This window comes from Azospirillum sp. A29 (assembly GCF_042604625.1).
Taxonomy (GTDB): domain Bacteria; phylum Pseudomonadota; class Alphaproteobacteria; order Azospirillales; family Azospirillaceae; genus Azospirillum; species Azospirillum palustre.
In genome coordinates this window covers 1589969-1604390 of sequence record NZ_CP170466.1, presented here as the reverse complement: position 1 = coordinate 1604390, position 14422 = coordinate 1589969, and the positions used below count along the sequence as shown (strand labels likewise).

Below are 14422 nucleotides of genomic sequence, written 5' to 3'. Positions count from 1 at the left end.
GTAAGGATAGCCCCCGCGTGCTTGCGTTCCTGCTGCGACGGCTGGTCAGCCTGATCGTCACCGTCTGGCTGGCCACCATCGTGGTCTTCACGGTGCTGCAACTGGTTCCCGGCGACCCGGCGCTGTTGATGCTGGGCATCGATGCCCAACCCGACACGCTGGCCGCGCTGCGCAGCCAGATGGGGCTCGACCAGCCCATCCTTACCCGTTACCTGCACTGGGCCGGCGGGCTGGCGCGCGGCGATCTCGGCGTCAGCCTGACCTATGCCCGCCCGGTGGCCGATCTGGTGGCGGAGCGGCTGGCGGTGACCCTGCCGCTGTCCCTGCTGTCGCTCGCCCTGAGCACAATGCTGGCCCTGCCGCTCGGGCTGCTGGCGGCGGCGCGGCGGGGCAGGGGGGGCGACTGGGCGGTGCTGGGCTTCGCGCAGCTCGGCGTGTCGATGCCCAGCTTCTGGATCGCCATCCTGCTGATCCTGCTGTTCTCGCTGACCCTGCACTGGTTTCCGGCCGGCGGCTTTCCCGGCTGGAGCGCCGGCATCGGCCCGGCGTTGCAGGCGCTGCTGCTGCCAGCATTGGCGCTGGCGGTGCCGGAGGCCGCGATTCTCGCCCGCGTCACCCGCACCGCCGTGCTCGACACGCTGGGTGAGGACCATATCCGCACCGCCCGCGCCAAGGGGGTGGGCCGCATGGCGGTCCTGCTGCGCCATGCCCTGCCCAACGCCCTGATCCCGGTGGCGACGGTGCTGGGATTGCAGATCTCCTTCCTGGTGGCCGGCGCGGTGGTGGTGGAGAATGTCTTCACCCTGCCAGGGCTCGGCCGGCTGCTCTATCAGGCCATCGGCCAGCGCGACCTGATCGTGGTGCAGGGGGTGGTCGTGCTGCTGGCGCTGTTCGTCGTGCTGGTGAACGCCCTGGTCGACATCGCCTGCGCACTGGCCGATCCGCGGCCCCCGGCCTCAGGGAACGGAGGAGCGTCGTGAAGCGCCGCCTTCCGCTCTCCCTGCATCTCGGTGCCGGGCTGACCCTGCTGCTGGTCGCCATGGCGCTGCTGTCGCTGCTGTGGACGCCCTACCCGGCGGAGCAGGTGCGGGTGATCGCCCGGCTGAAGCCGCCCACCGCCGCCCACTGGCTCGGCACCGACCATTTCGGGCGCGACGTGCTGTCGATGATCATGGTCGGCGCCCGCAACTCGCTGGCCGTCGGCGCGGCGGCGGTCGGGCTGGGGCTGCTGGCCGGCGTGCCGCTGGGGCTGCTGGCCGCTGCGCTGGGCCGCTGGGGGGACGAGGTGGTGGCGCGGCTGGGCGATCTGGTCTTCGCCTTTCCCGCCGTGCTGACGGCGATCCTGCTGACCGCCGCCCTGGGCGCCGGGGCGATCAACGTCGTCGTGGCGCTGGCCCTGTTCAATGCCGCGGTGCTGGCCCGCGTCACCCGCGGTGCCGCGCTGGCGGTGTGGCGGCGGCCCTTCGTCGGGGCGGCGCTGGCGCTGGGGCGGGGACCGCTGTCGGTGACGCTGGTGCATGTGCTGCCCAACATCGCCGGCATCGTCGTGGTCCAGGCCACCGTCCTGTTCGCCGTCGCCATCGTCAACGAGGCGGCGCTGAGCTATCTCGGCCTCGGCATCCAGCCGCCCAGCCCCAGCTGGGGCAAGATGCTGGGCGACGCCCAGACCCACCTGTTCACCGCCCCGTTGCAGGCGGTTTTTCCGGGTGTGGCGATTGCGCTCAGCGTCATGGGGCTGACGATGCTGGGGGACGGGCTGCGCGACTGGCTCGATCCGCGGCACCGGTCATCCGGGGTGATGTGAGGCCGGGGTGATGTGACCCCTCACCCCGCCTGCCGCGTCCGCTCCGACAGCTCGATCAGGTCCATCAGCTCGTTGCTCTTCCAATAGCGCGACTTGCCCACTTCGGTGCGCGCCGTGGCGACGAGGTCGTCGATGATCGCCTGCTCGTCGTCGCCAAGCTCGCCGCCGCGCTCCAGGCGGTGCGACAGCAGGCGGGTCATGTTGTGGCTGAAGGTGGGAATCCAGGCGCTGACCCGCTGGCCGAACACGCCGGCGATGGCGTTGATGCGCAGGAGATGCTCCATCCGCTCGTCGAGCGGATCGGCGTCCTCGAACTTCATCGCCTTCTCGACGTTGGCGCGCAGCTCCTCCAGCAGGGTTTCACGCCACTTCACCAGATCGTAGGTCTCGAAGCCGAAGTCGCGCGACATCGCCTGCCAGCGCCACAGCAGCCGGTCCAGCCAGACGATGTCGGCATGGTCGATCACCGGCTGGCGCCGGGCGGCGGCGGCCTGGGCCGAGCGTTCCATCGCCACCGCGGCGACGCGGCTGCCGATGATCTTGGCCGCCTGGGTCCAGGCGTTGCGGAAGGCCGGCTCGCTGCGCCGGTCCTCCATCAGCCCGGCCGAGGTCGCCGCGTGGACCAGCTGGTCCAGCCGCTGCACCAGCGCCTCCAACCGCGCCTTCTCCTTGGCGCTGGGCCGGATGGCGGAGCCGGGAACCCGGTCGTTCAGCTTCAGGATGACGGTCAGCGCCGCGGTCAGCGCGCGGGTGACGCCGATGAAATGGCCGGTCAGCGCCGCGGTCATGGCGTCGCCGCGGCCGGGATCGACGCCGCTCTGCCGGATATAGAGCGCCGCCACCGGATAGTTGCGCTTCACCGACAGCACCGACAGCGGCAGCATCGCCGCCAGATCGTCGCCGCAGCGGTCGCGCAGCGACTCGGTGGCCTCCAGCAGCAGGTCGGCCAGCCGGTTCGCCTCCATCTCGCCGCTGCAGCTGGCGGGGAAATCCTCCAGCCGGTCGGCGACCGGCTTCACCGGCCCCTCGGCGTTGGTCAGGACCAGATGCATCAGCCGCAACGTGGCGAGGTCGATGTGCGGCGTCTTTTCTAGGAAGCCCGACATCAGGCGGGTGCGGCGCGGCCGGTTGCGCGACATGCCGGCCAGCAGCTCGTCCGCCGCCTTCTTGTTCGTCAGCACGGCGTCGAGATGCTTCACCGACGCGACGCGCATCCGCTCCTTCATCACCATGGCGACGGGGGAGCGCAGGATGCGGTCGATCACGTCGCCGCGCGCCATCTCGTCCAGCGTTTCCTGCGCCTCGACCGCCAGCAGGGGGAAGGCGTCGCGGCTCAGCGCCTCCCACAGGGCGCCGACGTCGACCCGTTGCAGCATGCCGGGGATCGAGACGCCGGAGTGGTACAGCACGTCGTCGTCGATCAGGAAAGCTTCGAACAGGTTGGTGAACAGGCGGCGGGCGCGGTTGGTGCGCTGGCGGTTCAGATACTCGATGACATATTGGCGGACGAGCTGGACCCGGTCGGTCGGCTCGCTGTCCATGCCTTCGATCTCGCTCAGCAGGCTGTAGACGAGGCTGGCCGGTAGCCGCGTCACCAGGGCGTCGATCTTCTGGCGCAGCTCTTCCTGATGCAGCTCATCCGGGCGCAGGTCGCCGGTCAATTCGTCGCTCATGCGCGGGCCGCCACGCGATGTTGTAAGGCGTCGGCGGGCGCAGGCGCTCCGCCGCGCGTCATTTAGGACGCAAAGCGTAAATTTTTATGTAATGAACCGGGCGGGTCCTCCCCGGCCGGATGGGGCCGGACGGAAAGGACCCGCCCCGCTCCGGGGCCGGTCGAGTGCCGGTCAGCCGTTCCGCTGCTTGGCGATCGGCTGCGAGAATTGCAGCTCGATGTCCCAGGGGAAGTGGATCCAGGTGTCCTGGCTGACTTCGGTGATGAAGGTGTCGACCAGCGGCCGGCCGGCCGGCTTGGCGTAGACGGTGGCGAAATGCGCCTTCGGCAGCATTTTGCGGACGATTTCCGCCGTCTTGCCGGTGTCCACCAGATCGTCGATGATCAGCCAGCCCTCGCCCTCGCCGGCATTGGCGCCTTCGACGCCCTTCAGGATCGTCGCGTTGCGCTGCTGCTGGTGGTCGTAGCTGGAGACGCAGACGGTGTCGATCATGCGGATCTCAAGCTCGCGCGCGATGATCGCCGCGGGAACCATGCCGCCGCGCGTGATCGCGATGATGCCCTTCCAGGGGCCGCGGTCGATCAGGCGCCAGGCCAGCGCCTTGGCATTGCGGTGGAGCTCTTCCCAGGACACCGGGAAATGCTTGTTGAAGGGGGCTTCGGCCACGGTACTGACTCTCCAAAAACAGCAAGTGGACTGTATAACCCAGCCGCCGCCGCCCGGCAATCCGGGGCGATTCGGCCGTCCGGGACCCGCGGTCGCAGGGGGCGTCGCAGAGGGGCTTCCGGGCGGGGCGAAAATTCGTGAAAAAAGCGCTTGCGGGGCAGGGGGCTTCTGAGTATGTTGCGCGCCTCGACGCCGACGGCCTGCCGCCGACGCCGGGATCGAAAGATACACAGCGCGCCCGTAGCTCAGCTGGATAGAGCATCAGACTACGAATCTGAGGGTCAGGAGTTCGAATCTCTTCGGGCGCGCCATTCTTCAAAAATTGGATACTGACGACTGGGCGGCCTCTGGCCGCCTTTTGTGTTTTCGGGCCCAGGCTCGTCGCCAGGTCTTTGCGCCGGCCCTTTGCACCGGCCCCTTGCACCGGTCGGATCCTTGCACGTTGCATCACGAGCGATGTTGCGGAACGGGGCAGGACCGTGGCCCCGCCCATCCCTTACCGGGGATCTTCGCCGTTACGCCCGCCGGATTTCCGCCAGGAAACCGCCGACGTCGTCCTTCAGCGCTTCCGCCTGCCGGTTCATCAGCTCCGCCGCCTCCAGCACGTCGGCGGCGACGGTGCGCGACTGCTCCACCGTCCGGGCGAGGTCGGAGATGCTGGCGGAGATGCGGCCGGCGGCGGTCGCCACCTCCTGCACGTTGCGGGCGATCTCGTTGGTCGCCGCCCCCTGCTCCTCCACCGCGGCGACAATGCCGGTGGTGACGCCGTCCATCTGCCGGATCACCGTCGACACCGACCGCACGCCGTCGACGGCGTCCTGGGTCATGGCCTGGATGCGGGCGATCCGGTCGGTGATGTCCTGGGTGGCGCGCCCCGTCTGCGTGGCAAGACCCTTGACCTCGCTGGCGACGACGGCGAAGCCCTTGCCGGCCTCTCCCGCACGGGCCGCCTCGATGGTGGCGTTCAGCGCCAGCAGGTTGGTCTGGCCGGCGATGTCGCCGATCAGGGTGACGATGGCGCCGATGGCCTCGCTGGCGGCGGCCAGCTCGACGATGATCCTGTCGGTCCGCTCCGTCCGCTCGATGGCGTCCTGCGAGATGGTGGCGGACTCCGCCATGCGCCGGCTGATCTCGCCGATGGAGGCCGACAGCTCCTGCGCTGCGGCGGCCACGGTCTCGACACCGGCCGAGGCCTCGTGGGCGGCGGCGGCGACGGCGCCGCTGTCGCCGGCCGATTGTTCCGAGATCCGCGTCACCGCGGCCGAGGTGCCCATCAGATGGGCCGCCGCGGTCTCGACCGATTCCAGGCTGGTGCCGACCCGGCCGCTGAAATCGCCGCACAGCCGGTCGACCGCCGTGGTGCGCGCCGCCGCCGCCGCCTGGGCGGCGACCTGCGCCTGGACCATCTCGGCATGCTGGCGCCCGTTGTCGCGCAGCACCAGCAGCGCCTGCTGCATCCGGCCGATCTCGTCGCCGCGCCCGTCGTTCGGCAGTTCGACCTCGTAATCGCGCTGGGCCAGCCGGTCGATGGCCACGGTCAGGATGTGGATCGGCCGGGTCACCCGGCACCACACCAGCAGCAGACCGGCGGCCGACAGCCCGATGGCCAGAGCCAGGATGACGGACTGGGTGAACAGTTCGCGCTCGGCCTGGCTCGCCTTCCAGTCGGCGTGCGCCACCATCTCCTCAAGCGCGGCGTTGACCAGCGCGTTGAGCGGCGCCTGATCGGCGGCCTCGCGCTTCACCCAGGCCTCCGCCGTGATGTCCGGCTTGCCGCCGGTGGACAGGGCGTCGAGCACGGTCTTGCGCCGGGCGCCGCCGGTCTCGAAGAATTTGCTTTGGGCGGCCTCGACGGCCTCGACGATGCGCCTGGGCGTGTCGGGACGCTTCGCCGCATCGGTGATGATCCGCCAGGCGGTGTCGATCCGGCCGCGCTCCTCGGCCGCCGTCAGGATTTCCGCCTGGGTCCAGGGCCGGCCTTCGCCGATGGCGGTGCTGGCCGACAGGATTTCGGTGGAGGTGCGCAGCCGGACGACCCAGGCGGCGCGCTTCAGGGACAGAAGCTGGTCAGTGGTCGGATCGACCAGGGCCATGCCGGCATCGACGGCGTTGGTCGCCGCCTGCACCGAGGCCAGATAGGCGTCGGTGACCTTCGGCCAGGAGTCGGCGACGGCGCGGTCGCGCGTCGCCTTCGACGTGCGCAGCGCGGTGTCCACCCGTCCCCGCAACTCGTTCAGGGCATCGTGGCTCGACCGGATCGCCATCGCGAATTTGCCGAAACCGGCAGGGTCGAGCCGGTCGAGCGCCGCCATGCCGGGGGCGAAGGCGGCCTCGGCCTTCCCCCGCAGCTCAGTCACCGATTTCATCGTGGCGTCATCGGCCACCGTATCCGCCCGCAGCGGGACCAGAGTCGTGGCGCGCTCCAGCCGCACCGAGCGCAGGGCCTCGTAAAGCTGCTGGCTGGTCGCGGCGAGCGTGGCGACGCGGCCGGCATCGCGGGCGTTGCGCGCCGTATCGACGAGGTCCGAGACGCTCGTGAAGACCGCGAGCAGTCCGATGGTACCGATCACCACGCTGAGAACCGCTCTGAGCGAAGTCTTTCGAAGCTGAATCATCGACGGGTCACACTTCATCCGTATATGCGGCGATACCGCTTCGTTGCTGGTGAACGTTCCGCTCCCTACAAGGTGACCGTTCTTCTTCAATCCGGACCATCGATTCCAATGAACAGCCACGGTTGCCGTTCATCGTTTTCTGTCCGGCGGGGCGGTTCTTCAATTGCTTGGCGCAAATTCACAAGCGTACGCTCGTCAATGCCGCATCATAGGCTGGGAAATCTCTTATGAAACCTTAATCTTGCGACGATATGCCACGGAAAAAGCCGTTTCCATTGACGGAACCTCAAGTTGTCGCTGCCGACGTCGGCGGCGTGGCGAGGGGGATATCGTGAACGGATCGGCGGCGGGGAGGGGCGCGATTTTTCGATAAAAAAGCGCTTGCGGGGCAGGGGGCTTCTGAGTATGTTGCGCGCCTCGACGCCGACGGCCTGCCGCCGACGCCGGGACTGAAGGATACACAGCGCGCCCGTAGCTCAGCTGGATAGAGCATCAGACTACGAATCTGAGGGTCAGGAGTTCGAATCTCTTCGGGCGCGCCATTCTTCAAAAGCACAGTGATCGACATGCAAGGCCGCCTCCGGGCGGCCTTTGTCGTTTGGGGTTCCGCTGATGAGCCTCGTCGCGCTGGCGCAAGCCCCGGTGGCTCCTCTACACTCGGGGCCCGCACCACTGGATGCATGGCCATGCCCCGCAGCGACTTCTATCCGCCCATCGACCCGTTCCAGACCGGCACGATTGCCGTCGACGGGATCCACACGGTCTATTGGGAGCAGGCGGGCAATCCGCGCGGCGTGCCGGTGATGTTCCTGCATGGCGGTCCGGGGGCCGGCGCCTCGCCCACCCACCGGCGCTTCTTCGATCCTGCCCATTACCGCATCGTCGTGATGGACCAGCGCGGCGCCGGCCGCTCCACGCCCCTGGGCGAGACGCGCGAGAACACCACCGAACGGCTTGTCGAGGACATCGAGACCCTGCGCCGCCATCTCGGCATCGAGCGCTGGCACCTGTTCGGCGGCTCCTGGGGTTCGACGCTGGCGCTCTCCTATGCCCAGACCCATCCGGACCGCTGCCTGGGCCTGATCCTGCGCGGCATCTTCCTGATGCGGAAGAGCGAGATCGACTGGTTCCTCTATTCCATGCGCATCCTCTTCCCCGAGGCCTGGGCCGCCTTCGCCGGCCACATCCCGGAGGGCGAGCGCGGCGACCTGCTGGAGGCCTTCTGGAAGCGGCTCGATTCGTCCGACCCGGCGGTGCGCATGGCCGCCGCGCGGGTGTGGAGCATCTATGAGGGAAGCTGTTCCTCGCTGCTGCCGTCACCCGACCTGATCGCGGCCAGCGGCGAGGACCGCCATGCCCTGGGGCTGGCGCGGATCGAGGCGCATTACTTCCGCTCCAACCGCTTCACGCCGGAGGACAAGCTCCTGCGCGACGTCGACCGCATCCGCCATCTGCCGGCGGTGATCGTGCAGGGGCGCTACGACATCGTCTGCCCGGTGATCTCCGCCGACGCGCTGCACCGCGCCTGGCCGGAAGCCGACTACCGCATCGTCCCCGACGCCGGTCATTCCGCCATGGAGCCCGGCATCCGCGCCGCGCTGATCCAGGCGACCGAGCGCTTCAAGGAATATCGGTGAGATCCTCCCTCTCCCGGGGCTCTCAGCGGATCTTCGATCCGCCTGACGCCGTCAGCACAAACGAAGTTTGTGCGAGAGGTGGGAGAGGGCTTCGACAACCGCCCTTGCGCCGATCCCCCTCCCACCCCACACTCTGCCGATGCCTGAACTTCCCGAAGTCGAGACGGTGTGCCGGGGCCTCGCCCCGCATCTCGAAGGCCGGCGGCTGGTCCGTGTGGAGCAGCGGCGGCCGAACCTGCGTACCCCCTTTCCGCCGCGCTTCTGCGAAAGGCTGACCGGGCGTGTGGTCACGTCGGTGCGGCGGCGCGCCAAATACATCCTGATGCATCTGGATGACGGCGGCGTGCTGATCGCCCATCTCGGCATGTCCGGCCGCATGATCATCGCGCCGGAACGGCCCGACGCCTTCGACAAGCACGATCATGTGGTGTTCGAGACCGATGCCGGCACCATCGTCACCTTCAACGACGCCCGCCGCTTCGGCCTGATGGACCTGACGGTGGCCGACGCGCTGGGCGACCACCCGATGCTGCGCAATCTGGGGCCGGAGCCGCTCGGCAACGAATTCTCCGGCCCCGACCTCGCCCGCCGTCTGGCCGGCAAGATCACCCCGATCAAGGCCGCCCTGCTCGACCAGAGCATCGTCGCCGGCCTGGGCAACATCTATGTGTCGGAGGCGCTCTACCGGTCCGGCATCCTGCCGACCCGCACCGCCGCCAGCCTGACCGCCGGGGAGGTCGACCGTCTCGCCGTCGCGGTGCGCGAGGTGCTGGAGCGCGCCATCGCCGCCGGCGGCTCGTCGCTGCGCGACTACCGGCAGGCGTCGGGGGAGCTGGGCTATTTCCAGCACCAGTTCGCCGTTTACGACCGGGAAGGGGAAGGCTGCCCCGACTGCGACTGCGACCGGGCCCGGACGGGGGGTGTTCAGCGGATTGTACAGTCGGGTCGCTCGACTTTCTTTTGTGCGGCGCGCCAACGGTGATATAGCTGGGAGCATGACGGCTCTACCGGCCATGCTCCGGGCGGCGTCCGCCGCTTTCCTCCTTGCCGGCCCCGCAGTTGCGGGCCTGGGGAGCTTCCTCATTCCCATTCCTTCGGTACTGGCAGCCCAGCTTGCCGCAGCCGAGTCCGGGCCTTTCGTCCCCGGCACCACCGACGTTCCGGTGATGCCTGGGCTGGCGTCCGCCGAATCGGAGCCGCTGGTCTTCGACAAGCCGGGCGGACGGATCGTCCAGTCCGTGCTGTCGGGCGACGTGCCGCGACAGGCGGTACTGGCCTTCTACGACCAGACCCTGCCGCAGCTGGGCTGGCGCCGGACCGCCGACCGCGTCTTCGTCCGCGAGGGCGAGGAACTGCGGCTGGAGTTCCCGCAGGCCGCCCAGCAGGCCGCCCAAAAGGCGAAATCTGCCGCCGGGACCGCCGTCCGCTTCACTTTGACGCCGCGCTGATCGCGGGAACACCCGCCATACTCGCGCGCCGCCGCAATCCGTCGCAATCGAACACCCTCAACAACCACGAGTCTCGGAAGCAACCGGGCTCGCCCCATCGGGAGAGTGCTGCAGCCATGTCTTATGAAACCATCCTCGTCGAGACGCGCGGCCCGGTCGGCCTGATCACGCTGAACCGTCCGAAGGCGCTGAACGCGCTGTGCGACCAGCTGGTGACCGAGCTGGGCCAGGCGCTGGACGCCTTCGAGGCCGACGGCGCCATCGGCGCCATCGTCGTCACCGGGTCGGAGCGGGCGTTCGCCGCCGGCGCCGACATCAAGGAGATGGCCGGCTTCTCCTATATGGATGTCTACAATTCCAACTTCATCACCGCGAAGTGGGAGCGGCTGGCCAAGTGCCGCAAGCCGACCATCGCCGCGGTCGCCGGCTTCGCGCTGGGCGGCGGCTGCGAGCTGGCGATGATGGCCGACTTCATCCTGGCCGCCGACACCGCCAAGTTCGGCCAGCCGGAGGTCACCATCGGCACCATCCCCGGCGCCGGCGGCACCCAGCGCCTGACCCGCTTCGTCGGCAAGTCCAAGGCGATGGAGATGGTCCTGACCGGCCGCATGATCGATGCCGCCGAGGCCGAGCGCTGCGGCCTCGTCTCCCGCATCGTCCCGGCCGCCGAGCTGGTCGAGGAGGCGGTGAAGGTCGCCACCAAGATCGCCTCGCTGTCGCAGCCGGTCATCGCCATGGCGAAGGAGGCGGTCAACGTCGCCTATGAGTCGACGCTCGCCGAGGGCATCCGCTTCGAACGCCGCCTGTTCCATTCGACCTTCGCCACCGAAGACCAGAAGGAAGGCATGGCCGCATTCGCCGAGAAGCGCCAGGCCGGCTGGAAGCATCGCTGAGTCGTCGCGCCAGCTTCGACTCTGCCGCTGGAGCCGTCCCCTGCATCTTGCGGGGGACGGTCCAGATCCCATCAAGATGTCGTTCAAGCACGATTAGTCAAAATCATCGGGCGTCCACGCCTTGACTCGCGGTGCGCTGCCGCGTATAAGGCGCGCTCGCATCACGACAGCCGTGTCGTTCGGAGTAGGGTTTCCATGGCCAATCATAAGTCCGCTGAAAAGCGCATTCGTCAGACCGAGCGTCGCACGGAAGTCAACCGTGCCCGCGTCAGCCGCATCCGTTCCTTCGTGAAGAAGGTCGAGGGCGCGATCGAGAGCGGCGACAAGTCCGCCGCCGCCGAGGCGTTCAAGTCCGCTCAGCCGGAGCTGATGCGCGGCGTGTCGAAGGGCGTGCTGCACAAGAACACTGTGTCGCGCAAGCTGTCGCGTCTGTCGGCTGCGATCAAGGCTCTCTGATAGAGCTTTCATACGCTGCTTTCAAAAAGCCGCGCCCGTGACTCGGGGCGCGGCTTTTTGCGTTTAAAGTAAATCTGTCGATGCTCGACAATTGTCTTAGATTGTTCTGAGGACCGTGTATGAGATTCGGGATCGGTCATGCGGTCAATGCGAACGTTTTTATCTTTTTGGCCCGTTCGCCATCTGTCCCATTGCCAGATTTCCGCAGCATGGTTAGACTTTTGGTCCATTCGGGCGGGCGAAATAGGGTGATGCAACACTCTGTGTCCGTCTGAACACAGCAGCGAAATACTGAAGGTCTTACGCCGGATCAGGGCTTGTTGAGTCCCGGTCGTTCGAACGATCTTCTTTTACTTACAAGCTGTCGCGCCTGGGGCGGGATTTTCAATCCCGTCGATTCCGGCGTGTGCCTTTTGGATATAGTGTTCCGTTCGGTTTTTCCTTGCCCGGAGTCTTTCGGGCTGGACCAGACGGCGGCCATCCGGTTTTGGCCGGCCGGCGGAAGGAGCGGGGGTAAGGGAGCATGTCGGTCGGCGTGTCGTTGGATCAGCAGTGGGCGCGCATTCGCGGACGCCTGAAGGAAGAGGTGGGCGAGATCGCCTATCGGAGCTGGCTTCAGCCGCTGTCCGTCGCCAGCTTGATCGGCGGCGAGGTGTGCATCGTCGTGCCCACGCGATTCATGCGCGACTGGGTGCTGACCCACTATGCCGACCGCATCCGCGCCCTCTGGTCCGGCGAGAATCCGGAGGTGCAGTCGATCGACGTCATCGTCGCCTCCACGAATCCGCCGGCGGCGCTCGTCGCCGACAATGACGACATCGACGACGACCGTCCCGCTCCGCCCCGCGGTTTCGATTCGCGCGGCTTCGAATCGCGCGCTGCCGAGTCCCGTCCCGCTCCCCGTCCGGCCCCGCCGCCGTCCGCGTTCCAACGCCCGTCCGATTCAGGATTCTCAGGCGAGCAGGCCCCGTCCACCGTCTACACCTCGGCCTCCTATGGCGGGGCGTCGGACGAATCGCCGACCGCGGTGCCTGCGATCCTGGAGGACCGGTCCGACCTGTCGGCCGCACTCGACCCGCGATTCACCTTCGAGAATTTCGTCGTCGGCAAGCCGAACGAGCTGGCCCACGCCGCCGCAAGGCGCGTCGCCGACGCCACCACCGTGACCTTCAACCCGCTATTCCTCTATGGCGGTGTCGGGTTGGGCAAGACCCACCTGATGCACGCGCTGGCCTGGCAGATCCGCAAGAACGACCCGAACCGCAAGGTGCTCTACCTGTCGGCCGAGAAGTTCATGTACCAGTTCATCCGGGCGCTGCGCTTCAAGGACACGATGGCCTTCAAGCAGCAGTTCCGCTCGGTCGACGTGCTGATGATCGACGACGTGCAGTTCATCAGCGGCAAGGACTCGACGCAGGAGGAGTTCTTCCACACCTTCAACGCGCTGGTCGACCAGAACCGGCAGGTCATCATCTCCGCCGACAAGAGCCCGTCCGACCTGGAAGGCATGGAGGAGCGGCTGCGCTCCCGCCTCGGCTGGGGGCTGGTCGCCGACATCCACCCGACCACCTACGAGCTGCGGCTGGGCATCCTCCAGGCAAAGGCCGACGCGCTCCAGGCCAGCATCCCGATGAAGGTGCTGGAGTTCCTGGCCCACAAGATCACGTCGAACGTGCGCGAGCTGGAAGGGGCGCTGAACCGCATCGTCGCCCATGCCGAGCTGGTCGGCCGCTCCATCTCGCTGGAGACGACGCAGGAGGTGCTGCACGATCTGCTGCGCGCCAACGACCGCCGCGTCACCATCGACGAGATCCAGAAGCGGGTGGCGGAGCATTACAACATCCGCGTCGCCGACATGCATTCCGCCCGCCGCGCCCGCGCGGTGGCCCGCCCGCGCCAGATCGCCATGTATCTGGCCAAGCAGCTGACCGCCCGCTCCCTGCCGGAGATCGGCCGCAAGTTCGGCGGCCGCGACCACACCACGGTCATGCATGCGGTCAAGAAGGTGGACGAGCTGCGCGCCACCGATCCGTCCTTCGCCGAAGATGTCGAGTTGCTGCGCCGCATGCTCGAAAGCTGAAGAGCGCTCGATCCACCGGTAACGGTGTGTTGCCACACGACTATGCCACTGTGTCGTGAAGTCTGCTAGGGTCCGCGTGCACGGACTCTTCGCCGACGACACGGGTGTGCTGGTGGAAACGACTGTTCTTGTCGCCGACGATTCGAATTTCTTTCGTGAACTGATCCGGGAAGAGCTGGAAAGCAGCGGTTACCGGGTTCTCCTTGCCAAGGACGGCGGACAGGCGCTCGCCCTCTATCGCAGCCACGACATCCACATCGTCATCACCGATCTGGAAATGCCGGTGATGACCGGACTGGAACTGTGCTGGCATGTCCGGGCGGCGGACGACCAGCACCGCACCTTCACCATCCTGATGACCGGCGACAGCGAGACCGCCCGGCGGGTCGAAGCCTTCGAGTCCGGCGCCGACGAGTTCCTGGCCAAGCCCATCGACCTGCCGATGCTGCGCGCCCGCGTGCGGGCCGGCGAGCGCATCACCCGCATGCACCGGGTGATGGTGGAGATGCTGAACACCGATTACCTGACCGGGGTGGCGAACCGCCGCTATTTCATGGAGCGGCTGGAGCAGGCCTACCGCGTTGCGAAGGAAAGCGGGGCGCCGCTGGCGGTCGCCATGTTCGACATCGATCATTTCAAGGCGATCAACGACACCCACGGCCACAGCAACGGCGACTTCGCGCTGAAGCGCTTCGCCGATCACTGCGCCGCCCATGTGCCCGACGGCGGCTTCCTCGGCCGGCTGGGCGGGGAGGAGTTCTGCCTGTGCCTGCCGTCGGGCGACCTGGAGGGGGCGCTGGCGCGGGTGGAGGCGATCCGCCGCTCCACCGCCAAGCTGACGGTGGAGACCGGCAGCGGCGCCTGCTTCGGCTTCACCGTCAGCATCGGCATGTGCCTGGACCAGGATACCGTCTCGGTCAACGACCTGATGACCCAGGCCGACGAGGCGCTCTATTTCGCCAAGCGCAGCGGCCGCAACCGCACCGTCCTGCGCGGCGCCGAGGGCGTGACGGTGAAGGCGCGCTTCTATGTGATGTGACGATCCTCCTCCCAGGAACTCCTTTTTCCCATGTGACGGCTCTATGAAGTTTGGCGGAGCTTCATCTTCCCCCATGGACGGACGGCTTTTATCTCAGGCACACTTTGCGTC

General features: G+C 67.6%; 12 protein-coding genes and 2 tRNA genes. 11 read left to right on the top strand and 3 right to left on the bottom strand.

The genetic code is table 11. The annotated features are described in order from the left end of the window. Positions 1 to 17 precede the first annotated feature (17 nt). Positions 18 to 980 carry an ABC transporter permease gene (locus ABNQ38_RS22565; RefSeq protein ID WP_377808142.1) on the top strand — a complete coding sequence of 321 codons (963 nt, stop codon included), beginning with the start codon at positions 18 to 20 and terminating at the stop codon, positions 978 to 980. Continuing rightward, a complete protein-coding gene (locus ABNQ38_RS22560; protein WP_377808141.1) occupies positions 977 to 1804 on the top strand; it encodes an ABC transporter permease in 828 nt (275 codons plus the stop codon). The genes ABNQ38_RS22565 and ABNQ38_RS22560 overlap by 4 nt, the downstream gene beginning before the upstream one ends. Positions 1805 to 1824: 20 nt before the next feature. Here ABNQ38_RS22560 and ABNQ38_RS22555 read toward each other — a convergent pair whose 3' ends face one another. Beyond that, positions 1825 to 3477: a hypothetical protein gene (locus ABNQ38_RS22555; RefSeq protein ID WP_377808140.1), complete on the bottom strand. Its 1653-nt coding sequence runs from the start codon at positions 3475 to 3477 to the stop codon at positions 1825 to 1827. Positions 3478 to 3648: 171 nt separating this feature from the next. After that, entirely contained in the window at positions 3649 to 4143 is a 495-nt protein-coding gene (gpt, locus tag ABNQ38_RS22550; RefSeq protein WP_377808139.1) for a xanthine phosphoribosyltransferase, read from the bottom strand. A gap of 234 nt (positions 4144 to 4377) precedes the next feature. Here gpt and ABNQ38_RS22545 point away from each other — a divergent pair. Then, a tRNA-Arg gene (locus tag ABNQ38_RS22545) sits at positions 4378 to 4454 on the top strand. Between the two features lie 204 nt (positions 4455 to 4658). Here ABNQ38_RS22545 and ABNQ38_RS22540 read toward each other — a convergent pair. Further along, entirely contained in the window at positions 4659 to 6758 is a 2100-nt protein-coding gene (locus ABNQ38_RS22540) for a methyl-accepting chemotaxis protein (RefSeq protein ID WP_377808138.1), read from the bottom strand. 465 nt (positions 6759 to 7223) lie between these two features. Here ABNQ38_RS22540 and ABNQ38_RS22535 point away from each other — a divergent pair. From ABNQ38_RS22535 to ABNQ38_RS22500, 8 genes are all read left to right on the top strand, one after another. Beyond that, a tRNA-Arg gene (locus ABNQ38_RS22535) sits at positions 7224 to 7300 on the top strand. A 144-nt stretch (positions 7301 to 7444) separates the two neighbouring features. Further along, positions 7445 to 8395 (top strand): prolyl aminopeptidase, encoded by a 951-nt coding sequence (gene pip, locus ABNQ38_RS22530; protein WP_377808136.1) that lies wholly within the window; start codon positions 7445 to 7447, stop codon positions 8393 to 8395. Between the two features lie 139 nt (positions 8396 to 8534). Then, complete coding sequence (gene mutM, locus ABNQ38_RS22525) at positions 8535 to 9377, top strand: bifunctional DNA-formamidopyrimidine glycosylase/DNA-(apurinic or apyrimidinic site) lyase (protein WP_377808135.1); 843 nt, start codon at positions 8535 to 8537, stop codon at positions 9375 to 9377. Between the two features lie 13 nt (positions 9378 to 9390). Then, complete coding sequence (locus tag ABNQ38_RS22520; protein ID WP_377808134.1) at positions 9391 to 9843, top strand: hypothetical protein; 453 nt, start codon at positions 9391 to 9393, stop codon at positions 9841 to 9843. A 116-nt stretch (positions 9844 to 9959) separates the two neighbouring features. Further along, positions 9960 to 10736 carry an enoyl-CoA hydratase gene (locus tag ABNQ38_RS22515; RefSeq protein WP_377808133.1) on the top strand — a complete coding sequence of 259 codons (777 nt, stop codon included), beginning with the start codon at positions 9960 to 9962 and terminating at the stop codon, positions 10734 to 10736. A 195-nt stretch (positions 10737 to 10931) separates the two neighbouring features. Next, positions 10932 to 11192, top strand: coding sequence for a 30S ribosomal protein S20 (gene rpsT / locus ABNQ38_RS22510; protein WP_098740746.1), 261 nt, complete (start codon positions 10932 to 10934; stop codon positions 11190 to 11192). A gap of 523 nt (positions 11193 to 11715) precedes the next feature. Continuing rightward, positions 11716 to 13272 carry a chromosomal replication initiator protein DnaA gene (dnaA, locus tag ABNQ38_RS22505; RefSeq protein ID WP_377808132.1) on the top strand — a complete coding sequence of 519 codons (1557 nt, stop codon included), beginning with the start codon at positions 11716 to 11718 and terminating at the stop codon, positions 13270 to 13272. A gap of 76 nt (positions 13273 to 13348) precedes the next feature. Next, positions 13349 to 14311 carry a GGDEF domain-containing protein gene (locus ABNQ38_RS22500; RefSeq protein ID WP_377808131.1) on the top strand — a complete coding sequence of 321 codons (963 nt, stop codon included), beginning with the start codon at positions 13349 to 13351 and terminating at the stop codon, positions 14309 to 14311. Positions 14312 to 14422 lie beyond the last annotated feature (111 nt).

Bases quoted from the DNA above. Each gene is read 5' to 3' on its own strand.
- ABNQ38_RS22555 (WP_377808140.1), bottom strand. From the start codon at position 3,477: ATGAGCGACGAATTGACCGGCGACCTGCGCCCGGATGAGCTGCATCAG.
- ABNQ38_RS22540 (WP_377808138.1), bottom strand. From the start codon at position 6,758: ATGATTCAGCTTCGAAAGACTTCGCTCAGAGCGGTTCTCAGCGTGGTG.
- pip (WP_377808136.1), top strand. From the start codon at position 7,445: ATGCCCCGCAGCGACTTCTATCCGCCCATCGACCCGTTCCAGACCGGC.
- mutM (WP_377808135.1), top strand. From the start codon at position 8,535: ATGCCTGAACTTCCCGAAGTCGAGACGGTGTGCCGGGGCCTCGCCCCG.
- ABNQ38_RS22520 (WP_377808134.1), top strand. From the start codon at position 9,391: ATGACGGCTCTACCGGCCATGCTCCGGGCGGCGTCCGCCGCTTTCCTC.
- ABNQ38_RS22515 (WP_377808133.1), top strand. From the start codon at position 9,960: ATGTCTTATGAAACCATCCTCGTCGAGACGCGCGGCCCGGTCGGCCTG.
- rpsT (WP_098740746.1), top strand. From the start codon at position 10,932: ATGGCCAATCATAAGTCCGCTGAAAAGCGCATTCGTCAGACCGAGCGT.
- dnaA (WP_377808132.1), top strand. From the start codon at position 11,716: ATGTCGGTCGGCGTGTCGTTGGATCAGCAGTGGGCGCGCATTCGCGGA.